The sequence below is a fragment of the Chryseobacterium gambrini genome (genome assembly GCF_900156825.1).
Classification (GTDB): domain Bacteria; phylum Bacteroidota; class Bacteroidia; order Flavobacteriales; family Weeksellaceae; genus Chryseobacterium; species Chryseobacterium gambrini.
This window is the reverse complement of record NZ_FTOV01000001.1, coordinates 178068-202706: the sequence shown is the minus strand read 5'-3', so window position 1 is coordinate 202706 and position 24639 is coordinate 178068. Positions and strand designations below refer to the sequence as shown.

General features: G+C 36.2%; 27 protein-coding genes. All 27 read right to left on the bottom strand.

Annotated features, from left to right (window positions below):
• Nucleotides 1–167 precede the first annotated feature (167 nt).
• Nucleotides 168–545 carry a hypothetical protein gene (locus BW951_RS00930; protein ID WP_076390085.1) on the bottom strand — a complete coding sequence of 126 codons (378 nt, stop codon included), beginning with the start codon at nt 543–545 and terminating at the stop codon, nt 168–170.
• A gap of 72 nt (nt 546–617) precedes the next feature.
• The gene (locus tag BW951_RS00925; protein WP_076390084.1) at nt 618–1703 is read right to left on the bottom strand and encodes a hypothetical protein; all 1086 of its coding nucleotides are present in this window, start codon (nt 1701–1703) and stop codon (nt 618–620) included.
• Between the two features lie 81 nt (nt 1704–1784).
• Entirely contained in the window at nt 1785–2492 is a 708-nt protein-coding gene (locus tag BW951_RS00920) for a hypothetical protein (RefSeq protein WP_076390083.1), read from the bottom strand.
• On the bottom strand, nt 2470–3015 hold the full coding sequence (locus BW951_RS00915; protein WP_076390082.1) for an RNA polymerase sigma factor: 546 nt from the start codon (nt 3013–3015) through the stop codon (nt 2470–2472). Before BW951_RS00915 ends, BW951_RS00920 begins: the two co-directional genes overlap by 23 nt.
• A gap of 115 nt (nt 3016–3130) precedes the next feature.
• Entirely contained in the window at nt 3131–4513 is a 1383-nt protein-coding gene (locus BW951_RS00910) for a nucleoside permease (RefSeq protein WP_076390081.1), read from the bottom strand.
• 21 nt (nt 4514–4534) lie between these two features.
• Entirely contained in the window at nt 4535–5134 is a 600-nt protein-coding gene (locus BW951_RS00905; protein WP_076390080.1) for a bifunctional nuclease family protein, read from the bottom strand.
• A 209-nt stretch (nt 5135–5343) separates the two neighbouring features.
• Nucleotides 5344–6291 carry an electron transfer flavoprotein subunit alpha/FixB family protein gene (locus BW951_RS00900; protein WP_076390079.1) on the bottom strand — a complete coding sequence of 316 codons (948 nt, stop codon included), beginning with the start codon at nt 6289–6291 and terminating at the stop codon, nt 5344–5346.
• Nucleotides 6292–6420: 129 nt separating this feature from the next.
• Nucleotides 6421–7167: an electron transfer flavoprotein subunit beta/FixA family protein gene (locus tag BW951_RS00895; RefSeq protein WP_076390078.1), complete on the bottom strand. Its 747-nt coding sequence runs from the start codon at nt 7165–7167 to the stop codon at nt 6421–6423.
• A 184-nt stretch (nt 7168–7351) separates the two neighbouring features.
• Complete coding sequence (locus BW951_RS00890; RefSeq protein ID WP_076390077.1) at nt 7352–8059, bottom strand: SDR family oxidoreductase; 708 nt, start codon at nt 8057–8059, stop codon at nt 7352–7354.
• Between the two features lie 141 nt (nt 8060–8200).
• Nucleotides 8201–9118, bottom strand: coding sequence for a T9SS-dependent choice-of-anchor J family protein (locus BW951_RS00885; protein ID WP_084196328.1), 918 nt, complete (start codon nt 9116–9118; stop codon nt 8201–8203).
• A gap of 159 nt (nt 9119–9277) precedes the next feature.
• Nucleotides 9278–10282, bottom strand: a complete 1005-nt coding sequence (locus BW951_RS00880) for a T9SS type A sorting domain-containing protein (protein ID WP_076390075.1) — start codon at nt 10280–10282, stop codon at nt 9278–9280.
• An 89-nt stretch (nt 10283–10371) separates the two neighbouring features.
• On the bottom strand, nt 10372–11751 hold the full coding sequence (locus BW951_RS00875; protein ID WP_076390074.1) for a dipeptidase: 1380 nt from the start codon (nt 11749–11751) through the stop codon (nt 10372–10374).
• A 303-nt stretch (nt 11752–12054) separates the two neighbouring features.
• Entirely contained in the window at nt 12055–12327 is a 273-nt protein-coding gene (locus tag BW951_RS00870; RefSeq protein ID WP_076390073.1) for a hypothetical protein, read from the bottom strand.
• 119 nt (nt 12328–12446) lie between these two features.
• Complete coding sequence (locus BW951_RS00865; RefSeq protein ID WP_076390072.1) at nt 12447–13595, bottom strand: THUMP-like domain-containing protein; 1149 nt, start codon at nt 13593–13595, stop codon at nt 12447–12449.
• A 6-nt stretch (nt 13596–13601) separates the two neighbouring features.
• Nucleotides 13602–14042, bottom strand: coding sequence for a DinB family protein (locus tag BW951_RS00860; RefSeq protein WP_076390071.1), 441 nt, complete (start codon nt 14040–14042; stop codon nt 13602–13604).
• A 6-nt stretch (nt 14043–14048) separates the two neighbouring features.
• The gene (locus BW951_RS00855; protein WP_076390070.1) at nt 14049–14495 is read right to left on the bottom strand and encodes a hypothetical protein; all 447 of its coding nucleotides are present in this window, start codon (nt 14493–14495) and stop codon (nt 14049–14051) included.
• Between the two features lie 14 nt (nt 14496–14509).
• Entirely contained in the window at nt 14510–15661 is a 1152-nt protein-coding gene (locus tag BW951_RS00850; protein ID WP_076390535.1) for a methylmalonyl-CoA mutase family protein, read from the bottom strand.
• 172 nt (nt 15662–15833) lie between these two features.
• Entirely contained in the window at nt 15834–16187 is a 354-nt protein-coding gene (locus tag BW951_RS00845) for an FtsB family cell division protein (protein ID WP_076390069.1), read from the bottom strand.
• Between the two features lie 2 nt (nt 16188–16189).
• Nucleotides 16190–16804, bottom strand: coding sequence for a uridine kinase (gene udk / locus BW951_RS00840; protein ID WP_076390068.1), 615 nt, complete (start codon nt 16802–16804; stop codon nt 16190–16192).
• A 129-nt stretch (nt 16805–16933) separates the two neighbouring features.
• Complete coding sequence (locus tag BW951_RS00835; protein ID WP_076390067.1) at nt 16934–18772, bottom strand: T9SS type A sorting domain-containing protein; 1839 nt, start codon at nt 18770–18772, stop codon at nt 16934–16936.
• 134 nt (nt 18773–18906) lie between these two features.
• Entirely contained in the window at nt 18907–19212 is a 306-nt protein-coding gene (locus BW951_RS00830) for an ATP-dependent Clp protease adaptor ClpS (protein ID WP_076390066.1), read from the bottom strand.
• Between the two features lie 21 nt (nt 19213–19233).
• Nucleotides 19234–20592 (bottom strand): hemolysin family protein, encoded by a 1359-nt coding sequence (locus BW951_RS00825; protein WP_076390065.1) that lies wholly within the window; start codon nt 20590–20592, stop codon nt 19234–19236.
• Between the two features lie 102 nt (nt 20593–20694).
• Nucleotides 20695–21558, bottom strand: a complete 864-nt coding sequence (atpG, locus tag BW951_RS00820; RefSeq protein WP_076390064.1) for an ATP synthase F1 subunit gamma — start codon at nt 21556–21558, stop codon at nt 20695–20697.
• Nucleotides 21559–21643: 85 nt separating this feature from the next.
• A complete protein-coding gene (atpA, locus tag BW951_RS00815; protein ID WP_076390063.1) occupies nt 21644–23221 on the bottom strand; it encodes a F0F1 ATP synthase subunit alpha in 1578 nt (525 codons plus the stop codon).
• An 18-nt stretch (nt 23222–23239) separates the two neighbouring features.
• Nucleotides 23240–23779 (bottom strand): ATP synthase F1 subunit delta, encoded by a 540-nt coding sequence (gene atpH, locus BW951_RS00810; RefSeq protein ID WP_076390062.1) that lies wholly within the window; start codon nt 23777–23779, stop codon nt 23240–23242.
• Between the two features lie 2 nt (nt 23780–23781).
• The gene (locus tag BW951_RS00805) at nt 23782–24276 is read right to left on the bottom strand and encodes a F0F1 ATP synthase subunit B (RefSeq protein ID WP_076390061.1); all 495 of its coding nucleotides are present in this window, start codon (nt 24274–24276) and stop codon (nt 23782–23784) included.
• Nucleotides 24277–24375: 99 nt separating this feature from the next.
• Nucleotides 24376–24594, bottom strand: a complete 219-nt coding sequence (locus BW951_RS00800) for an ATP synthase F0 subunit C (protein WP_007844726.1) — start codon at nt 24592–24594, stop codon at nt 24376–24378.
• Nucleotides 24595–24639 lie beyond the last annotated feature (45 nt).

Genomic DNA, 24639 nt, shown 5'->3' with positions numbered 1-24639 from the left:
CAGTTAAGCCATATCATTACCTTTGTCAATCGGTAACGAATTAGTAACCTAACCTTGTCAATTTAAGCCCCAAACCTATCAGACACCGACTTCCGAACTAAGACTACTCTTTTTATAAAGCCTTGTATAGCAAAGGTTTTAACCGTTTTGCTTATTTTTGCTTTTTACTAATCTTTTTTTGTAAAAATGATGATGAATGCTCCTAAAAATTCTAATATCCAGCCCCATTTTAACTTAACTATTCTCGCCAATTTATCCTGCCACGATTTAAACGGCATAAAGCTGAAGTAATCTGAAGCCTGAAGTTTTACGGCGATGAGTGTAAAAACAAACAGAAGCAGCAGAAGAACTCCAAAAATCTTCGAAACTTTTGCCTTGTTGTTGGCTATTCCGAACAGCGCTCCTGCGGAAAGTATCCAACAGATTACTGCCAGAGAATGATCGAGCTTCCAATAGTTCCAGTTCCCAATAACCGGAACGTGAACGAGCGGCAGAAAACTTCCTGCAACCACCAACACCAATCCTAATAACTGAATATTTTTCATATTTCTTAAAGTGCCAAAATACAAAAAAAAACACACTCCAAAAAGTGTGTTTTTCTATGATGAAGATTCATATTAAAAATTGATATATAACAGCTCCAATCCTATCTGAACGCCATATTTGTTATTAATTTTTGCCTGATCGTTAAATATGGGTGTGAAATCTTTTTTCACGAAAATATTAAGCGGACCGTATCCTAAAGACAATTTGCCCCCAAAAAGAAAAGCATTAACAGCGTCCGGAATGTTTTCTCTGTATTTTACGCGGTTGTTCTCTTCATTCTTGTAAATGATATAGTTTTGGGTAAGAAATCTTACGCCTCCATAAACGCCTGCACTGATTCTGAAATTCCCTTTGGAATTATCCAGCATTTTTTCATTGTTTTCTACAGTATATTTAGGATTTAAAACAAATACAAAATCGATCGGAACCAGAAAATAGTGATTTTTGAGATATGATTTTTTTAAATTTCCTTCGGCGAAAGTATTAAAATCCGAAATAGAGAGTTCATTTTTATCCTGAGTGAAAATTGTTGTTTTTTTCGGTGAGAAAGAATCTGACCGATATCCCAAACCGATACGGTAAAATACCGGAGAAACCAGAGAGCCAATCTGTCTCGTCATTCTCAATTCCATTTGTGAAGACATGGAATTCCCTACTCGTATTCCGGATTCTTTATTGCCTATTGCAAGGGAAGAGGATGATTTTGTAAGATTCATGAAACCGAAACCAATGTTAAAATCTGTCGTGCGTAAAAGGTCTTTTTTGGTTTTATTACCGGAGGTATTCAGCGTAAGAAGCGCATTATTTTGAGCTAAAAGTTCAATAGACTGTTTTCCGGATCTTCCCATTACAACATCTTTTACAATGCTTTTGGTTGCATTTTCCAGCTCTTCTTTCTGGCTGTTTATTTTTTCGTTGATGATTTCTTCGTATTTCATCGCGATTTCTGTTCTCTGCTTCTGCTTTTCATCAGCGCTTATTTTGTTCTCTCTGTAGCTTTTATCCAGATCATCCAGCTCCAGATTCATTTTAGACTTTTCTGAGACTACAATGCTGTCCACTTTTTTAGAATAGCTTCGTAATTCCGGTCTTACTTCCTGTGAAAAGGCGTAGGAAAAAGCAAAAAGAGCAGTCATTAAGGCAAATTTAGTTTTCATGTATTTTCTTTTATTTTTTAGACAATATTTTACCGCTGTTCATAAAAAAGAACAGTAATTTTTATTTTAAAGTATTAGAATCTATTTCGTGTCGGTGTAGACCGTTACGCCAAGAACCGTTACATTATCCACCTTCTGAAAGACTTTATTGATATTAAAAACTCCGAATTTGCGATCATCTTTTTTCGCTTCTTCTCTGGTTTTATCAAATTCTCTTCCCATAAGCAGTTCATCAGCATTAATATAGCCTGATTTTGTTTTCTTTACATTGGCGATCGCGGGAAAAATTATATTTTCGCTTTTAATTTTGTCGGGGTTAATATCGATAGTTCCCTGTTGCTTAAATGCAATTTCTTCAATTGCAGGACTCGAAATTTTTCGAATGTTAACTTCTTTTTTTGAATTTAAAACCTCAGCCGAATTCGTTTCCGGATTTTTTAAAACAGCTTTTACCGTATTTTCCTGATTGTTTTTTTGTTCCTCAGAAGCGACAGATTGTTTTTCAAATTCCGGATTTATGGGATTTACCGCATTTTCAAGACGCTGTTTTACAATATAATCGGTTTTTTGATGGTCAAAGTTATTTTTGTTTTTAAAATAAATAATTGTTCCTACAGAAACCATCAACAGGATAATGGCTGCATATTTCCACCATCCGGAAGACTGTTTTGAAGCATTTTCAGGCTTTTCATCCAGCTTCTGATCCAATCTGTCCCAAAGATCGGCGGAAGGCTTTATTTCAAGCTTCTCGTACTCGGATTTTAAATTATTTAGCGTATTGTTTTTCATTTTGCTTCTGTTTTAAAAAATCTGCAATCCATTTTTTAGATTTGCTCAGCTGGCTTTTGCTGGTGCCTTCAGAAATATTCAGTATTTCTGCTATTTCATGATGCTTTTTTTCTTCAAAAACATACAGGTTGAAAATCAATCGGTATCCATCGGGCATTTTTGAAAAAATTTCCTCCATATTAAACTCCTCCATTTCTTCTTCCCAGTTTTCCTCAACATTTCCGATTTCGCTGATCTCAACATCCGTGTAAAGGATATTTCTGTTTTTCCTGATGAAATTAAACGAGTTATTCACTACGATTTTCCTCAGCCAGAACTGAAAGCTTTTCCATTCTCTGCATTCCTCTATTTTTGAAAAACAAGTGAAAAAAGAATTCATTAAAATATCTTCCGCATCATGAAGGTTATTCACATAAGAATTTGCTATGGCAAGCATTTTCGCCGAAAACATTTCGTACAGAGCTTTCTGCCCTCTCCGATCCTGCTTTTTTGCCAGTTTAAAATTCTCTTCTAAATTCTTCATTAATTAGTTTCTGTTTATAAGACGAGAGATTTTTGAAAGGGTTGCCTGAATATCAAAAAAAATTGCACTTTTTTTGAAAGTGCAATTTAATATATTCGTTATCAATACGATAAAATTAATGTTTGATATCTGATGTCTGAATAGGGGTATGCTTGTGTCTGAACAGAACAGCAAATAAAAGAGCTAAAACCAACGCATAGGCTGCGAAAGAAAGCCAGATATTATGCCAGTCTTTTACCATTACAATAGAAGACAACGTTCCGTCCGGATTTACCGCAGAATTGAAACTCTTTTGCAGAATTCCTAAAAAAGTCTGGTTGTCCGGTGTTGTTTCAAGATAATTTGCCAGTGAAGAAGCTGTAGTAAATTTGTGGGTGAAGAATTTATCGATTGCCCAGCCTGCTGCATAACTTCCGAAAACCGCTCCGAAACCGTTCGTCATCATCATGAATAATCCCTGAGCCGAAGAACGGATCTTTTTATCGGTAGTGGTTTCCACAAAAAGTGATCCTGAAATATTAAAGAAATCGAAAGCCATCCCGTAAACGATGCAGGAAAGAATGATTAAACTTAAGCCAAATCCTTCCGGAATACCATAAGCAAAGAAACCGAATCTTAAAACCCACGCAAACATTGAAATCAACATTACTTTTTTAATTCCGTATCGTTTTAAAAAGAAAGGAATCGCCAAAATGAACAGGGTTTCGGAAACCTGAGAAATGGACATAATAATGGTAGATCTTTTCACTACGAAAGAGTCTGCGTATTTCGGAAAGTGTTCAAATTCGCTCAGGAATACATCTCCGTAAGCATTGGTAAGCTGTAAAGCCGCTCCTAACAACATGGAGAACAGGAAAAACAAGGCTGTCTTGTAATCTTTGAACAGTTTAAAGGCATTTAGACCTAATTGCTCCGATAACGGAGCATCTTTGTCTATTAATTTCTGCGGAGGACATTTTGGTAATGTTAAAGCATAGATTCCTAAGAAAATGGCTACAGCTCCGGCAATGTAAAATTGTCCTTCGGTAGCTTTGTTCCCCGTAAGGTTGGTAATCCACATGGCTACAATAAAACCGATGGTTCCCCAAACACGGATTGGCGGAAAGTCTTTCACAACATCCAGCTCACTGTTTTTAAGAATGGTATAAGATATTGAATTGGCTAATGCAATAGTCGGCATGTAAAAACACATTGCCACAAGCATTACCGTGAAGAAAGAACCGGGATCCGCCGAATGAGGCAGAATGAAAAGCACGATACCGTATAAAATATGTAACACTGAAAAAATCCTTTCTGCGTTCACCCAACGGTCGGCAATGATTCCGGTAATGGTCGGCATAAAAATGGAAGCAATTCCCATGGTTCCGAAAACAGCACCAAACTGCGCTCCGTCCCAATGTTTTGTACCGAACCAAAAATTAGCCATCGTAATCAGCCACGCTCCCCAAACGAAGAACTGCAGAAAACTCAAGACGGTCAGTCGTAATTTTAAATTCATAATTAGTATAAATAATCTCTTTTAGTCAATTTTTTTCTTCCTCCTCCTGATTTCTTCCTGAATTTCAAGAGCAGTGTCATAATCTTCTTCTTTTACCGCTTCATCCAGCAATTTCTGCAATTCTTCCATTGAAATGGATTTCAGGTTATCTTCCACCTGAACCGTTTCGGAAAACGGCTGCTCTTCTTTGGAAACATCTTCCAGTTCCAGAAGAATTCCTGCTTCGTTCAGTACTTGTTGGGTAGTAAAAATAGGTGCATCAAATCGTACCGCCATGGCTACCGCATCGGAAGTTCTTGCATCTAAGATGAGCTCTTCTTCCGTAGCTTTATTTTTAAAGTTGATATTTGAGAAGAAAACGCCGTCTACAATCTGATAGATGATAACGGATACAAGTTCGTAATTTGCCGAAACGATAAATTTTGTAAATAAATCGTGTGTAAGAGGGCGAGGCGGGTGAATGTCTTTCTCAAGCCCCAAAGAAATGGATTGTGCCTCGAAATTCCCTATAACAACAGGTAATTTTATATGTGTTTCCTCATGTTCCAATAATAGTGCGTACGCCCCGGATTGTGTCTGGCTGTACGATATCCCGCGAATAATTAACTGTTTATAATCCATAGCTACAAATATAGATTAATTTTTCAAAGTTTTTTTTACTTTTTAGACAAAAATAAAAGCCCGAAATGGGCTTTTATATGCGAATTTTATTGATTGGTGAATTGTGAATTTATTTTATAAGTCAATTTTGCTTTGCCGGTGAATTTTTAATTTAAATAATAACTAAAACTGACAGACGAAGCAGGCTGATCATTCACAATTAACCTCTATTATCCTTTAATTGCTTTAATTTTCTCCGTTAATGCAGGGATAATCTGGAAAGCGTCTCCTACCACTCCATAATCCGCAGATTTGAAGAACGGAGCTTCAGGATCACTGTTGATTGCCACGATTGTTTTAGAAGAGTTCACTCCCGCCAAATGCTGAATTGCCCCGGAAATACCGATTGCAATATAAAGATTGGGAGAGATCGCTTTACCGGTCTGTCCTACGTGTTCTGTGTGAGGTCTCCATCCGATATCTGAAACCGGTTTTGAACAAGCTGTAGCAGCTCCTAAAACGTTTGCCAGATCTTCTACCATTCCCCAGTTTTCAGGACCTTTTAACCCTCTTCCTGCCGAAACTACGATCTCTGCTTCTTTAAGGTCTAATTTTCCTGAGCTTTGCTCGTGAGAGATTACTTTGGTATCTTCATTGGCAACAGATAAGTTTTTAACTTCTTCTGAACCTGAAACTGCATTTTCCTTCACTCCAAAAGCGTTTTGAGAAACCGTTACAATAACTCCGTTTCCTTCTGCTTTTGCATGCATGAAGCCTTTTCCTGAGAAAGCTCTTCTTTTCACCTGAAACGGAGAAAGGCTTTCAGGAGCTTCCAATACATTAGTGATTAAAGAATGTCCGTTCATTACTGCCAACATCGGGGCAATTGAAGAAGCATCTGTTGTGTGAGGGAAAACGATGATGTTTCCGTTTGCCACTTCACTTACCGCCTGAGCGTAAGCTTTAGCGGAGAAACTTTTAAGACCTTCGTCTTTAATGTTGATTACGTTTGAAGCTCCATATTTATACAATAGATCTGAAGAATCTGTAGGGTTTACAGAGATCGCCGTTACGGTATCTCCAGCCTGATCTGCAACAGCTTTAGCATAAGAAACTGCTTCAAAAGCTGCTTTTTTGTAAACTCCGTTTATATTTTCTGCGTATACGAATACTGCCATTTTAAATTTGTTTAAGGTTTAATGTTCAAGATTCAAGGTTGCAAATTGTATTTTATGTTAATGAAATACTTTTGAGTCTTTAAAACCTCAATTTTATCCTGAATCTTTTTACTTTTTACTTGGTTCTTATTAAATTACTTTTGCTTCTTCGTGAAGTAATCTTACCAATTCATCCAAATTATCCGGAGAAACCAATTTTACGGCTGCTCTTGGCGGAACGCTGTCATAAGAAACTCCCTGAACTTTCACCTCAGAAGATGTAGATTCAACTACCTGCAAAGGTTTTGTTCTTGCAGACATAATTCCTCTCATGTTCGGAATAATTAAGTCTTTTTCGTCTACCAATCCTTTCTGACCCGCGATTACAGCCGGTAATTTTACAGAAATGGTTTCTTTACCTCCTTCAATTTCTCTTACTGCAGTAGCTTCGCTTCCGTTTACTTCTAAACCTACAGATGCGTTTACGAAAGGCTGGTTTAATAACTGAGCGACCATTCCAGGAACAGAACCTCCGTTATAATCGATCGATTCTTTACCGCAAAGGATTAAATCGTATCCTCCGTTTTGTGCAACTGCTGCAATTTCTTTAGCTGTAGAGAAACTGTCTTTAGGATCAAGATTTACTCTTACGGCATCGTTTGCTCCGATTGCCAAAGCTTTTCTTACAACAGGCTCTGTAGAAACATCTCCTACGTTGATTACCGTTACTGTTGCCCCCTGAGATTCCTGTAATTTTATTGCTTTTGTTAACGCAAATTCGTCAAGAGGATTAATTACCCACTGAATTCCGTTTTTGTCGAATGCAGATTTATCCGCTGTAAAGTTAATTTTGGAAGTAGTATCCGGAACACTACTTATACAAACTAATATTTTCATATGTTGTTCTTATTGTTTTAATGGTCAGATGAAACTTTTCGGTTCCATGTGTACTATTTTTTATGCTTCAATAAAATTTAAAGAAACTTTAAATTTCAGTTAAATTATGTTTCGCTAATATAAATAAAAAATATATTATGCATGCATAGTACTTATTATTTTACTATTCAATGCATTAAAGTCATTATTTAGCGGGTTTTGTTGCCCGAAATTCGATCTTACTCGGTAAAACTCTCGGGTTCATTTTTAAAATATCCAAAACCAGATTCCCCATATCTTCGGGCTGGATCTTCCATGCGTCTTTTTCCGAAGGAATATTTCCGTTGAAATGCGTGGCTACAGAACCCGGCATAATTACCGTAGATTTGATATTGTATTTTCTTAAATCGATCATTGCAGCCTGTGTGAAACCTACTACGCCAAATTTTGAGGCATTGTAGCCTGTTCCGTTTTCAAAGAAATTGGCTCCCGCCAAGCTTGAAACCGTGATGTAATATCCTTCTGTCTTTTTCAGCTCTTCCACGGAAGCTTTTAATGTATAGAAAACACCTGTTAAATTGGTTTCAATCATGTCCTTCCACTCTTCAGCAGAAAGTTCATCCACAGGCTTAAAAATTCCCAAACCGGCATTTGCAATCACAAAATTGAGTCTGCCAAATTTTTCTTTTATCTGTTGTACCGCTTTTTCTTCGTTTTCAAGAACTTTTACATCCGATACAATTCCCAGAACGTTTTCAGAAATCTGCTTTAAATCCTGTTCAGCTTTTTCCACATCTTCTTTTTTTCTTCCCGAAAATGCAACCGAAACTCCGTTTTCAAGCAAAATTTTGGCAATTCCGAAACCGATGCCTTTGGTTCCGCCTGTGATGTATGCTACTTTATTATCGATCATAATTATTGCAAATTTAAGTTCTTAAAAATAACAAAAATGCTTTAAATAAAGTAATTTTTATTGCCTAACATTTGTCAGTTTACAGGTTCAAATAAAAAAGCGCTCCGAATCGAAGCGCTTTCAAAATAATCTAGAATTAATTTATTTTTTGATGAATTTCTGGGAAACTTTATTCCCTTTGGATTCCATGCTGATGATGTATGATCCGGAATTGAGATGTTTTACATTTATCTTATCTCCTTCCACTTTTACCTCAACTTTTTTACCTGCAATGTCAAAAACTTCGATATTGCTGAATTTGTCTGCCGATCTGATGGATATGTAATCTGTTGTAGGGTTTGGATATACAGATATGCTTTTTTCACTTAAAGCAACATCATTGGTTGATAATGTAGGTCTGTCAATAGAAAAAGTATCGATTCCTATAAGATCGGAATTGTTTCCGCTTGGTCCTCCGTCTGTGACGTAATATCTAAAGGCAAATCTTACCGGAACAGGATTTGCACCTACTCCCGTAACTGTAAAGCTGTATTTCGTCCATGTTTTAGGATAAACAAAACCTGATGCCAGATTTGGATTCACAGATACTCCTAAGTTGGTAAAAGATCCGACAGCGGAAGCTCCTGTTGTAGGAAGAACCGCACCGGCTGCCAATGCATATCTCAGCTCCAGACGATCGGGATAATCTATCGTCCCGTCTGTTCCCTTTCTGGAATAAAAGCTCACGATATCTCCATCTTTTACGTCTATCGCATTTGTAAATAACCAGTTGCTGATTGTCCCCGCTCCTGATGTACTTGTGTAATTTACCAATGCAAAAGAATTGCTGCCTCCTGCCTGTCCTACAGGAACAGTAGTGGTATTGCCGCTCCCGAACAGAGGATTTGTAAGAGGTGTCGCATAGGTTGCTTTTGTCCAGACCGAAGTGGTTACCGGACTGCTCTGATTAGAGGTTGTCCAGTTTGTAAAAGCGGTATCAAAACCATAGCTGTAAACATTGGTCTGCGCATTCATCGAGACCAGGCTCAGAATTGAGCCGAGTAGTAGAAGTTTTTTCATATCATTAAAATTTAGTTTTATAAATATATTAATAATATTTTAAAAACAAAACAATTATATTTAAAATATGATGCTAATACCACATTTTTAAGTAATATTTTAACTAAAAAGGCTGCATTATCAAAAATACAGCCTTTAATGATATAAATGATTTATTTCCTATTCTTTAATCAGTTTTTTAGTAACCACACCTTCATCTGTTTTAATTCTCAATACATAATTTCCAGTTGCCAAGCCGGAAATATTTACTTTATTACCCGTTAAAGGAAGATCGATCCTTTTTCCGGAAAGATCATAAACGTATACTGAAAGTATTTTATTTTTACCTTCAATCGTTACGATATCTTTTGCAGGATTTGGATAGATGACAATATCTTCTTTTGCTTTAGAAACTTCTTCTCTAGTTGCAAGGATTGTATTGTTGGAATAAGATAGATTAAAATTATCAATTGCCCAGTTATAAGCTACGGAATTTCCTGAAGCATTAATATTATAAGTACGGTATTGCCCCACATCCAAAGCAGGAATTAAGGCATATCCTGAAGGAGGAGTAGAGAAAGTGTAACTTTCCTGTGGAGTATACCAATTCATTACTCCGGTTGTCATATTATACGCCATACCTACATTAACCCACGTGTTCGCAGGATAGGTTCCTCCTAAAGTTTTAATACCAAAGAAACCTCTTGTTCCGGCATTGGTTAATGTACCTCCTGCTGTCATGGTTTTTGTGGCCACGTTGTAAATAAGACTTACAATTACTCCCGGAGTTGTTGCGTCATCAAAAAGAGTTATGTATACTGATCCTGTACCGTTTGCAGATCCTGTATAAAAATTGCATGTCGCTTTGATAATATCATTTCCTGCTGTAGCATTAACTCCTACCAGTTTAACCACAGAATGGTTGTTGGGATCGCTTGTCGCTACATATCCTGAACCCGCTGTAATTTTTAATGAATTTGCATGAGCAGCATCAATAGTAGCGATCTGGTAATCTGAAGCAACACCGTTTAACAGATAATAGCCTCCCTGTCCTGCAGAAGCTCCTGTAAAGTTTGTGCCGACATTTCCGGGCGTTAAGCTGTTAAAATTCTGGCTGTCAATAACCTGTCCGTAAATACTGCCTATGGAAAGTATTCCGGAAATAAAAAGTAGAATTTTTTTCATTAGATTTCAATTAATTTATTAGCATGTTAAATATATAAAAAAATCCCTTAGAAAAAAATCTAAGGGACTCATTTATTGATTGTTAAAATTTACTTGGAATAATTCTCGAAAAATAACGGAATGCTTTCAATTCCTTTGTAAAAATTGAATAATCCGTAATGTTCGTTTGGAGAATGGATGGCATCAGAATCTAATCCGAAGCCCATTAAAACGGATTTTGCTCCCAAAACCTGCTCAAACATAGCGGTAATCGGGATACTGCCTCCTCCTCTGTATGGAAGTACTTCTTTTCCGAAGGCTGATTCCATTGCCTGTTTTGCTGCCAAAAATTCTTTGGTATCGGTTGGTAAAACATAAGGCATTCCTCCATGATGCGGCGTTACTTTTACTTTTACATTTTGAGGAGCGATTTTTTCAAAATATTTTGTGAATTTTTCGGTGATTTCTTCCGGAGTCTGATAAGGAACCAGACGCATTGAGATCTTGGCAAAAGCTTTTGAAGGAATTACGGTTTTTGCTCCTTCTCCTGTATAACCTCCCCAAATTCCGTTGCAATCTAATGTTGGACGGATAGATGTTCTTTCCAAAGTGGTATATCCTTTTTCTCCCTCCACACCGTTTAAGCCGATGGATTTTTTGAATTCTTCAGGATTATCTTTCAGCTTGTTCATATCTGCTCTGTCTGAATCTGAAACGGTTTCCACATTATCATAGAATCCATCGATGGTAATATGTCCGTCTTCATCGATCAGATTCGCAATCATTCTAGACAGTACGTGGATCGGGTTTGGAACTGCCCCTCCGTAAAGCCCTGAATGCAGGTCTCTGTTCGGACCTTCCACTTCTACTTCCACGTAGCTTAATCCTCTTAAACCTGTTGTTACCGTAGGCTGCTCGTTGCTGTAAATATGGGTATCTGAAATTAAAATACAGTCACAAGAAAGTTTTTCTTTGTTTTCATTTACCCAGTCTCCTAAACTTACCGAACCTACTTCTTCTTCTCCTTCGAGAATAAATTTAACGTTGCAAGGAAGCGCATTGGTCTTCATCATGGCTTCAAAAGCTTTAAGATGCATGAAAAACTGTCCTTTATCGTCTGCCGAACCTCTTGCAAAGATGGCTCCTTCCGGATGAAGTTCTGTTTTTTCAATATACGGTTCGAATGGCGGTTTTGTCCATAGTTCCAACGGATCTGCAGGCTGAACATCATAATGTCCATATACTAAAACCGTCGGTAAATCTGTATTTAAAATTTTTTCTCCGTAAACGATAGGATATCCTTTGGTCTGGCAAACTTCCACGTTATCTGCTCCCGCATTTTTAAGGTGTTCTGCCACGACTTCTGCACATTTTAAAACATCGTTTTTATAAGCTGGATCAGCAGAAATTGAAGGTATTCTCAGTAATTCAAATAATTCATCGACGAAACGCTGTTTGTTTTCGCTGATGTAATTTAATGTCTCTTGCATTGTAAAATATTATTTTGCTAAAAGTAAAAAATTTGCTTCTCAGGAACAAACAAAAACGTATAATTTTCCTCAGGTCTGAAGTGTGTTTTCTAAAAATATTAATCTGAAAGGTATTTTATCCCTGAAATTGATTGACAGACTTCAGTTTAGCCGTGATTACAGCATTTGTCTGAGCTCATTTCCTGGGTTTCGGCGCGGCTTCGCCGCGCCGAAACCCAGGAAATAGCGAGTGCGGAAAGCGCGAAACAGCTCCAAAAAAAATATCCCACATTGCTGCGGGACATTTTTATATTGTACTTTTAATTAGTGTTCAGCTTTTGGAGCTTCTTTAGCTTCGGCAGGTTTTGCAGTTGCTGTACTGTCTGTTTTTGGCGCTTCGGCTTCGTGCTTTTCTGCAGTTGCCTCTTCTGTATGCATTGTTGCAGCTTCGTGACCATGACCTTCACCTTGAGGATCATCTGAATATCTTTCTGCTCCTTCTTCAAGTTTCAGAGTATTCTTGTTTCCTCCTGCAGCTACTTTTTTACAGCTTACAGCCATTGCTGCGATCGCTAAACATATAACTAATTTTTTCATATGTAAAATTTATTTTTTTAAGGTCATCAGAATCATTTCGCCTGAATAAGCAAAGACGATTCTTATTTTTATTTTTAATTGCCCAAAATTAAGGATTCCTATTTTTTTCGGCAACATTTTTATACTGATTTTAGTATAATTTTTCCTTTTTTGGATTGTGTAAAAATAAGATAGTTTTCTCCGCCGTCTTTTAAACTGTATTTCTTTTTTATTTCCTCGGGTTTTAACGGATAATTTTTGGAAATAATATTGAACTGACTTTTCTTTACAATCTGCTTAGCCTCAATAACTTCCATTTCCAAAATCCTTCCGGGAAAATCAGTTATCTTTTGATTTGACGTGTAAAGATGTGTATTCGGATGTAATTTTTTTAATTTGAATTTTTCTGAGATTACATTAAAAACTCCGGCTTTTAAAACCGAATTATTGGGAATGTAGATGTATTTTTCAGGTTCACCAAATTCTGCTGCTGCACTTTCTTCACTGCCAAAATCAAAGCTGAAGTCTGCTTCATGACTTTCGAGGTTTACACAACGACAGATGATTTTGTCTGAATTTTGGTTTGACAGAAATACAACAACTTCTTTAACATCGTTTTTTAAGGCGATAATATCGATCCTGAAAAGGTTGGGTAAAACGGAAACCAGATATTTCAGATCAATTAAGGGCGAAAGTTTTATCACGACCTCATTGGAGATAGAAAGTAGTTTTTCCTGAATTTCAATAATATCAGGCGAAAGATCTTCGAGTAAAAAAACTTTATTTTTATTGTGGTCTCTTCGCGCTGGATCGAGATAGATTACATCGAAAGTTTCTGTATTTTCATGTAAAAAGTCTTCCAGCTTCTGGTTGATAAATTTTGCTTTCCTGCCTAAAACGTTCCAATTGTGTTCAACAATTGCCAAAAGCTCAGCATTTTGTTCCACCAAAGTTATTTCTTCGAAATTTTCTGATAAATAATAGGCATCAATTCCAAAACCGCTGGTTAAATCAATGAACTTTTTACCTTTTAAAATTCGAGATTTATACAATGCTGTTTTTTCGGAGGAAGACTGTTCTAAATTCAGTTGTTGTGGAAAAATAATTCCTTCTTTAAGCAGAAACGGAAATTTCTTCTGTGCAACCTGCTTTCCTTTGATCTGCTGAACAATTTCCTGTATGGAGACTTCCTGAAACGGGGATTTTTTTAATAATAAAGAATGCAAATCTGCGTTTAGATTTGCATTGATAAATTTCTGAATTTCCTGATATAAAATTTCTTTTTTCAAAGTTTTTTATCTTTTATAAAAAATGTAATCCGTTAAAATAGGAGTAATTCCGCTTTGTTTTAATAACGAATTGATTTGTCCTCTGTGATAAGTGGAATGATTAATTGCCTGAAAAAGCATTTCGAAAACTGTGTTTTCAAATTTTGTTCCTCTTGAATTCTGATATTCTATTTTTTGATCCGGACCAAATTTCTGAACAATTTCAAGGCTTTTATTAAAGTTTTGCTGATTAATCCCGTTTAAATTTTCAAAAGGGCTAATTTGCCAAACCTCAAAAGATTTTTCATTTAAAATCCGGGAATTCCAAATTTGTTGGGCATTTAAAGTATGATTGATAAGACTGATTGTTTTTTCATCAACCTTTTCAAGATTTTCAGAAATAATTTTAATCATTTCTTTGTTGAAATGATAAGTATATTCGAATAAATCAACTAATTTTTCTTTCATACTAAGTTACAAATCAGATTCTTTTTTGAACAGCATTGTATCTGGTGATAATGGATCTATCTTTGCAGGATTTTTTTGCTCAGTGTCCATATAAAATAGAATTTCATCTTTTTTAGTAAACTCAATAAGTCCTTTATTAAATTCTCCACTAATAAGTTCATCCCCATTTTTAAAATAAGTAATTAAAGTAATTTTAAATGGTTTTTTAGAGAAATCTACTTTATATTTTATCTGACCAACTTTTCCTTTAAAATCACCTTCAGGAATAATAAAATTTTTCCCGTCAATATTATCACTTCCGAAGTTAAATGATATGAATCCATCTGGATAAAACGTCACAAAACCTTTTTCACCCTGATCCACTCCCATCCATTTTCCATATAAATCTTTTTCGACTTGTGAAAAACATAACCCGAAAAGCATCAAAAAGAAAATTAATAAACTTTTTTTCATGATATTTTCAAGAATTACTCAAACATTTCCGCCCAACGAACGGCTTTAATTTCTTTTTCGCTGTATAATTCCTCAATAGACTTTTTAACGTCTAATTTCGGGTATAAATTAACGCCAATCAGCTTTATTTTTCCTTCTTCCACCCACTTCTGCTCTTCAATGGCGTGATCGTAGATTTTTTTCTGAACAGTTCCCTGCTTCAAAAGTTCGAGATAGCCTCCGTTCTCCTCTATTTCCACAAAAAATGCCCAAGATTTTTCCGCGATCTGCTGTGTAATATCTTCTACATAATAACTTCCGTTTGATGCATCTTCAAAAACATTGATGATGCTTTCATACGCAAGAACAATCTGCTGTTTGAAAGAAATTTCTTCTGAATTTTCGGTGCTTTTTTCTACCAGATAATTATTGCTGAAAACGGCATCTGCTCCGCCGATCATGGCTGCTGCAAGCTCTAAAGTAGAACGGATCAGGTTGTTTTCATTATCGAAAACCGCTTTATTTCTCAGGGAAGTTTCTGCAAAAATGTATGGAATTTCGTCAAGATCGTATTCTTTTGACAATTGATTGAAAACTATTTTAAAGGCTCTCAGTTTAGCCATTTCAAAGAAGTAGTTTCCACCGACTGCTATTCTGAAGATGAGTTTGTTTACAATTTCGGAACCGTAGATTTCTACAAGTTCTTTTGTTTTTGCCAAAGCAATTCCCAATTGCTGAACAATAGAGGCTCCAGCGTTCTGATGAAGGGAAATATCTATACAAATATGTCTTCTGAACTGTTTTGCGAGTAATTCTTTGACCAACTGATCGTTAATTACAGCTTGTTTTTCATCAAAAACATCAATTAGTGAAAAGTACTGATCCTGTTCTTCGGGACTGATGTGTCCTGCCAACTCTTCATTGTTTATAAAAATTGTTTTCTGCTCGAGATTTTCTACATTTTGGTCTAAAATAAATGCAAAAACGTCTTCTTCTAAACTTTCATGATATTTTGCTACCAAATGGGTACTTTCTTCAATTTTCGGCAGATTTACCAATGGTTTCTGCACAGCGTCGTAGAAAGGTTTTACCACAATTCCTTCCAGATTTTCTTTGGTAAGGATTGGATAAATATCGTCTGTTTTAAGCTGTTTTTTTACTAAATTTTCCCAGGCTGTATTTGACATAGTTTTTGTATGAATTTGTGAATGGTCAATAGTCAATCCGCTTTTATTCATCAATTTTTACTTGATTATAATCCTAACGCAAAGATTTTTCAGTGATGATAAATGACGAACAATTATTTTTTTAAATTTACTTGCGAAGCAAAATTCATTATTGACAATTCATTAAAAAAAATTATTTTTTCGCGTTTGCGCTGTCAACTACCAGAATAAAAATTTCTTCATCCGGCTTTTTCATGAAGTAGTTTTCTCTTGCGTATTTTTCTTTTTCAGATTTGTTGTTCATCAGCTTTTTATAAAACGCATCGTTCTTTTCGTATTCGGTTTTATAGTATTGAAGCTGTTCTTCGTATTTGCTGATTTCGCCGTTCAGTTCATTGATGACAAGAAAGGAAGTTTTATCAAAGAAAATCATCCATACCAGAAACAGACAGATTGTAATGGTATATTTATTCAAAAAATATTTCTGAATAAGTTTGAATGTTTCAGACTTGGGCTGAATGTCTTTAATAAGCTTATTTTCTTTCATTTCTAGTGTTTTCTCAACGAGTTTTTAATAACGGTGGTTAAAAAATCTATCGCAACGGAATTCTGTCTCATATTCGGGATGATAAGATCCGCTTCATTTTTGGAAGGTTCAATAAATTCCTGATGCATCGGCTTCAGAGTCGTCTGATAACGGTGTAATACTTCGTTAAGATCTCTTCCTCTTTCCTGTGTATCTCTTCTGATCCTTCTGATGAGTCTTTCATCCGAATCTGCGTGTACAAAAACTTTCAGATCAAATTCCTTCAATAATTCCTTGTTGGTAAGAACGAGAATTCCTTCTACTACCAATACATTTTTAGGTTCTACGGTAACGTGATCTCCTGTTCTTCCATGCGTTACAAAGCTGTAAATAGGCTGCTCGATTGATTCGTTATTTTTTAAAGCTTTTACATGTTTTATCAGAAGGTCAAAATCGATGGATTTGGGATGGTCATAATTTAAGGCTTCTCTTTCTGCCAATGTAAGATTATGATTATCATGATAATAGTTATCCTGTGAAAGGATGTTCATTCCTTCGATGTCAAGCTGCTGAATTATCTTATCAACAACCGTAGTTTTGCCGGAGCCTGTACCTCCTGCAATTCCTATTACAAGCATTATTTTTGTTTCTTTATAGTTTTTACAAATATACTATTTTACTTGAATGCAAATAAAATAATGAAAGATGAATTTTAATCAAAAAAAATCCAATGCAAAACATCGGATTTTATATTCTTTACGGAAATTCTATTTTTTGATGAACTTTGTTGAGACTTCCAAGCCTTTTATTCTCAAAAGATAGTCTCCAATCTGTAAATGAGAAACATTGATTGTATTTTTTCCTTTGCCAATCGTAGTTTCCATTACTTTTCTGCCTTCCATATTATAGATTTCTGCCTTCTCGTCTTTATTGATTTTCATTGAAACCGTTAAAATATCTGAAACAGGATTCGGATATATGGCAATATTATTCTTTTTCTCTGCTTCATCTACTGCCAAAAGACATGTATAAGCCGGCAAAACATACCCTGCAGCGTTAAATTCCTGCGTCATCTGAGCAATATCCGCACAGGTAAACCCAAAGGTTCCCAGCATATCGATTGCAGCCTGTCTTACGGCAATTGCTGCACTTTGCTGGTTCGTACTTGAACTGGTCATGCTTATTCCTTCCAGAAATGCTCTGTCAGTCTTTGCTTTCCCTATTTTATCATAGATTCTCATAAGAGCGGATGCCCAAATCTGCCCTCTTGTATGAATTGATCCGGAACCGGGATATAATACTGTATAATTGGTAATTCTTCCTGACCAATATTCGTTATGCCCGTCCCAGCTGAACATCCAGTTGTACGCAGCGGAAGATGAAGGCCACTGATTGAGACTTCTGCTGTAGGATTGCGCCCAATAGTCTCCACAGCCTTCGCTTAATCCCTGAACCTGAGATAAGCTTCCATTCGTAAGCCAGTCGTGAATGCCGTGTCCCAATTCGTGCAAAACAACATCTGCATCTTCAGCATCGTCTACTCCGCCTTCTCCAAAAACAAGCTGTCCGTTGCTGTAATAAGAATTATCATCTCCATCTAAACCATGGGGATCAAACCATAAAATTCCTGCGTTTGTTAAGGGTTTACAATCAATATTCAATGTCTGGTTAATATAACGCAGGCTGTTATCAATATGCCAGTAAGCATTTACCGCTTCAAATCCCTGATCGTTTCTGTTAAATAAAAACTGATTGGTTGTCTGTGTAAAAAGTCCCGTCGATGGTGTTTCAAGATCTTTTATTTCTGCATAAGAACCTTTTAACTTGTAAACTCCAGCCGTTAAATCCAATTCAGGAATCGTAACTAAAGTTCTGGCAGCATCCAGACTTGCATTTGTTGCGTCATTATTATCTACATATTGTCCTGCATAGGCTACCTGCATTTTAGAAAGCGGATCCGGATTGAAAATATAACCAGTTCCGGAAACCAAAACTTTTTTAGCTTTGGTATTCTTTTTATTGGATTTCTTTTCAGGATTTTTTTCTTTTTCTTTATAGTAATATGCCACATCTTTCACACTTATGACTTCTCCAGTCTGTGCATCTATAATTGTTTCCCAGCTTCCCGGATTTTCGAAAGAACTCGTGAGCACACGATAGACTAATTTCGTATCTCCGGAATCTGTAAGGTATACATAAAGTTTTGTCTCTTCATGGGTAATTCTTCCTTTCGTATGGGAAGCCTGATGAGCCTTTGCAAGTGCATCTGACGAGGCAAAAGATGGAATAACATTAATTTCTTTAATATCTTTTTTAAAACTTTCTGCAGAAGTATAGGATATTCCTCCGTTTTTATTGAAATGAACAACAAGTTCGGACTGAAAAACCTGAATTTCTTTCATCAGCTGTTGAAAACGCAATGTTTCTCCTGAACTGCTTTTTCTTACAAAGTTTAATTTAAACTGGCTGAAATTCTGAACTCCAAGACTGCTTGAATTTTCCGTAATCCACTTTCTGGCGGATGATTCCAAAGATGATTCCTGACCCATTAATGCTGAACAAGATAAAATGCAGCCAAGAACCAATGAATTAATTTTTAGTTTCATGTAATGTTTTTATAATTTGATTGAGCAATATAACAAATATTCACAAAAACATGAATAAATTCTTAAAAAATATTAATAAAAAATTAAAATTAGATGTAAAAAAAAGCTCCGACAATAGTCAGAGCTGATAATTTTTATACGATTTCGCTTGTTAATTCCCTTGATAGCAGTTTTTCATGCATAGGTTTCAAAAGATCCATTGAGCCTGTTTTTACCGTGCATTTCCCTTTAAAATGGACGAGAATTGTACATTGCTCGGCTTGCTCTAAGGTGTGTTTGCAAATCTCGATCAGACAATCAATAACATAATCAAATGTATGAACGTCATCGTTATGCAAAACCAATTTATAGATTTCATCGGTCTCATCCAATACGAGAACTTCTTCTTCGTACTGACGTTTCGGATCTTCGTAATCTTTTATACTGTTATAAAAAATCATGTTTAAATTGTTTACAATATATTAAACTTCTCCTATTTTTTCGGCAAGATCACTAATGCTGTTGGGTTCTTCATATACCAACTCTACAAGCTCCACACTTTTATTGTTCATTTTAAGAATCTTGAAATGATAATTTTCCAGATCAAATTCCTGATTTTCTTCCGGAATATCTTCTAAAGCATGAAGAATAAAACCTGCAAGTGTATTGTACTCACTCTCTTCAGAAAGCGGTAATTTTTTAGGAATAAATTCATTAATTTCATCCAAAGGCTGTGTTGCCTGAACCCAATAGGTATTCTCCCCGATTTTATCTACAATTTTCTCTTCATCATCTTCTTCATCCTGAATTTCTCCTACCAATTCCTCTAAAATATCTTCAAGGGTAATAATTCCTTCTGTCCCTCCGAATTCATCGATAACAATCGCCAAATGCTGTTTTTTCTGCTGAAAAATTTTCAATAGGTCTGAAATCTTTTTACTTCCCACCACGAAAAATGCGTCACGCATCAATTCTTTCAGATCATCATGATTCAATTCTCCTTTTCTTTTAACGAATTCTCTGATGATTTCTTTTGTATACAGGATACCAATTACGTTATCAATGGAATCTACATACACCGGAATACGGGAATAACCGCTATCCATGATCGTGTTAATAATTTCATTGACATCTTCCTTAAAATCTATCGATGTAATATTCTGACGCGGAACCATGATCTGTTTTGCAGAATGATCTGTAAAATCAAATGCATTTTTAATGATCTCATAATTTTCCTCTTCAATTTCTCCGCTGTCGGCGCTTTGTTTTACCAAAAGCTGAAGCTCTTCCGTAGAGTGGATCTCATGTTCTGAAGCCGGATGAATTTTTACCAGTCTTAAAAATGTATTAGACATTAAATTCATCAACCAGATAAAAGGCTTGAAAACCGTATAAAAAACTCTTAACGGAATTGCAGTCGCCATTGTAGTAGATTCTGATTTTCTGATGGCAATGGATTTCGGAATAAGCTCTCCGAAAACAATGTGCATGATCGTAATGAGCACAAAACTTGTAATCACTGAAATTGAGGTGATGGTTGCCTGACTAAGATCAATACTAAGAGAATGGAAAATATTTTCTACAATATGGTGCAATGCGCTTTCTCCTACCCAACCTAAAGCCAGGGAAGCCAACGTAATACCAAGCTGTGTAGCCGAAAGATATTCATCAAGATGCTTGATGATATGCTCTGCCTGCTTTGCCATGGAGTTCCCCTCTGCGGCTTTTATCTGAATTTGGGAATAACGAACTTTAACAATTGAAAATTCTGCGGCTACAAAAAAGCCATTAAGTAAAACAAGTAATAAGGCCAGCAAAAGCCTGACTATGTCCGAGTCCATTTAGAAATTATATAAATTTAGTTCTACAAATATATACAAAATAAAAATAACAAAAAAAGCATCGTGATTTACGATGCTTTAATATTGTGTTAAAATAATTCTTTACGAATTTTTCAAGGCTTCTGCTCCGGAAACGATCTCTAAGATTTCGTTTGTAATGGCAGCCTGTCTTGCTTTGTTGTAGAAGATGACCAAATCGTTCTTCAAAGCCTGCGCGTTGTCTGTTGCTTTGTGCATCGCCGTCATTCTCGCTCCGTGTTCAGAAGCTACTGAATCCAGGATTGCTTTGAAAACCTGAGTCTTGATTGACTTAGGAATAAGGTTATCTAAGATTTCTTCTCTGTTTGGCTCAAAGATATAATCTGTTTCTACCTGAGATTCTGTATTTTCAGGCATTGAGATCGGAAGAAGCTGTTCTGTAGTTACTTCCTGAGTCGCTGCATTAACGAATTTATTATAAATTAAATAAACTTCATCAAATTTACCTTCTTTGAAGCTGCCCATTACTGCTTCTGCAATGTGAGCTACCGCATCGAAGTTCAGGTTATCATACACAGCACTTTCGTTTGCATACACCGTACGCGTTCTTCTTACAGCATCAAAAGCTTTTTTACCAACAGAAAGAACTTCCACCTCGTATTGAGATTTGTTTTGAAACTGTGCATTCAGTTCCTTAACGATGGAAGAGTTAAAAGCTCCGGCAAGACCTCTGTTTGAAGTAATAGCGATGAAAAGTATTCTTTTTACTTCTCTTTTTTGAGCGTAAACAGAAATCTGATCAGGATCTGAACTGGAATTTACATTCTGGATAAGTTCCTGTAATTTCTCAGAATAAGGTCTTAACATTACGATTGCATCCTGTGCTTTTTTAAGTTTCGCAGCGGAAACCATTTTCATAGCACGGGTAATTTGCATCGTAGATGAAATTGACGTAATTCTGCCTCGTATTTCTTTTAAGTTTGCCATATTGGGTTAGTTGTTGGTTGTCGGTTGTTGGTTGCTAGTTTTAGAAAATTCTGTCAACTATCAACCAAAAACCATCAACTAATTTTTAGTTATATTTAGCAGCTAGATCGTTAGCAGCCTGCTTAAGAACACTTGTAATTGAATCATCAATTTTTCCTGCTTTAATGGCAGCCATTGTATCCGGATGCTTAGATCTTAGGAACTCGATGTATTCTATCTGGAATTCTTTTACTTTTCTGATAGGAACGTTTCTCAATAAGTTCTCTGTTCCTGCATAGATCATTGCAACCTGGCTGTCTACCGGAAGTGGAGAGTTTACCGGCTGCTTAAGGATTTCCACGTTTCTTTCCCCTTTAGAAATTACCGCTAATGTAGCAGCATCAAGGTCTGAACCGAACTTAGCAAACGCTTCTAATTCTTTATACTGAGCCTGGTCTAATTTAAGCGTACCAGAAACTTTTTTCATTGATTTGATCTGAGCGTTACCTCCTACTCTGGATACAGAGATACCTACGTTAATCGCAGGACGAACCCCTGAGTTGAATAGATCAGACTCCAAGAAGATCTGTCCGTCTGTAATAGAGATTACGTTGGTAGGAATATACGCAGATACGTCACCCGCCTGAGTTTCAATAATTGGAAGTGCCGTTAATGAACCTCCTCCTTTTACAATTGGTCTTAAAGACTCAGGTAAATCGTTCATCTGTCTTGCGATATTGTCATCCGCGATTACTTTCGCAGCTCTTTCCAATAATCTTGAGTGAAGATAGAAAACGTCTCCAGGATATGCCTCACGACCCGGTGGTCTTCTTAAAAGCAGAGAAAGCTCACGGTAAGCAACTGCCTGTTTAGATAAATCATCATAAACGATCAAAGCCGGTCTTCCGGTGTCTCTGAAAAACTCACCGATTGCAGCTCCTGCCATTGCAGAATATACCTGCATAGGAACCGGATCCGATGCGTTAGCCGCAACGATTACCGTATATGCTAAAGCTCCTTTATCAGAAAGTGTTTTAACGATTTGTGCTACAGTAGACGCTTTCTGTCCGATAGCAACATATATACAATATACAGGGTTACCTGCATCAAAGAATTCTTTTTGGTTGATGATCGTATCGATCGCAACAGTAGTTTTACCTGTCTGTCTGTCACCGATGATAAGCTCTCTCTGTCCTCTTCCTACAGGGATCATAGAGTCAATTGCAACGATACCTGACTGTAAAGGTTCAGTTACCGGTTGTCTGTAAATAACTCCGGGAGCTTTTCTTTCCAATGGCATTTCGTATAAATCCCCAGTAATAGGACCTTTACCATCGATAGGGTTACCAAGAGTATCTACTACTCTTCCTAACATACCTTCTCCTACTTTAATAGAAGAGATTCTGTTTGTTCTTCTTACTGTATCTCCTTCTTTTACTAATTTACTTTCACCAAGTAGCGCAACACCTACGTTGTCTTCTTCAAGGTTTAGTACAATACCTTCTACATCACTAGAAAATTTCACCAACTCTCCGTATTGTACGTTTTCTAACCCGTATACACGAGCAATACCATCACCGATGGTTAAAACTGTACCTACTTCCTCAACGTTTGATTGAGTATCGAAGTTGGCCAATTGCTGTTTTAAGATCGCAGATACTTCTGCCGGATTTATTTCTGCCATTGTATGGTTGTTTTTTTCTTAATTTAAATGAAAATCTTTTTTAATACTGTTAAGTTTAGACTTCACAGAAGCATCGATCTGCTGGTCTCCAACTCTTAAAATGTAACCTCCTAAAATTTCAGGTTTTACGTTAATCTGCAAATCAAAATTTGCATTGGTATTAACAAGATTGGAATTTCTTAAAATCTGATCTAGGTTTTCTTTGGAAAGCTGAGTTGCCGAGGTAACAGTTACTCTCTGTACTCCACTAATATCTTCAACTTTGTTAATAAATTCCTGAGCAATATTTTTCAACTGGTTTTCACGACCGTGTCTGATTACCAAAGTAATCAAATTCTGTGAAGAAGCTGACAAACCTTTGAAAATCTCTTTTGCTACTTCTATTTTCTTTTTAGAATCGATGTAAGGAGTAAGGAAGAATTTCTTTAAGTCCTGAGACTCATTCATCAACTTTACTACATCTTTCATTTCAGAAAATACAGTAGCCGTTTGACCTGACTCATTTGTAAAATCAAGTAAACCTTGTGCGTATCTTTTAGCTACTTTCGATGTAAGCATTCTTAGTTAAGGTTTGATTTGTTTAAATAATTCTGAACTAATTCGTTTTGAGCTTCGCTGTTGTCTAATTTCTGTTTCAGGATAGATTCTGCGATGTTTACAGATAAAGTACCAATCTGAGTTTTGATATCTGCCATTGCAGCATTTTTCTCAGCATTGATGGTTTGCTTAGCTGCTTCAATCATTTTATCTCCTTCTACTTTAGCAACATCTTTAGCTTCACCTACGATTTTATCTCTGATTTCTCTTGCTTCTTTAAGGATGGCATCTCTTTCGATTTTAGCCTCACGAATAATTCTTTCGTTATCCGCTTTCAATATTTCCATTTCCTTTTTAGCTAAAACAGCTTGATTTAGTGCATCCTGAATAGAAGTCTCTCTATCATTTACTGCATTTACAATTGGTTTCCAAGCGAATTTTGCAAGAAGAAATAATAGGATAACAAAAGTAAGCGTCATCCAAAACAAAAGTCCAATTCCAGGTTCTATAATTCCCATATCTGTAAATTCTTTTTTAAGTGTTATTTTATGGATTGTTTTTAAAATTCTTAGCAGCAGCCAACCGCTTAACTGCTAAGAATGTTTTTTTGAGGATAATTACTTGATGAAAGCACCAAAGATAATCGCGATAAGACCAGCACCTTCAATAAGACCAGCAGCAATAAGCATTGCTCCTTGAATCTTACCAGCTTGCTCAGGTTGTCTAGCGATAGCGTCCATTGCGTGACCTCCGATTTTTCCGATACCAAGACCTACTCCTAATACTGCTAAACCGATACCTACGTAAATTAATCCTGCTCCAGTTGATAAATCCATAATAAATAAATTATATAAGTTAAAATTATTTTTCTTTTTTGTTAA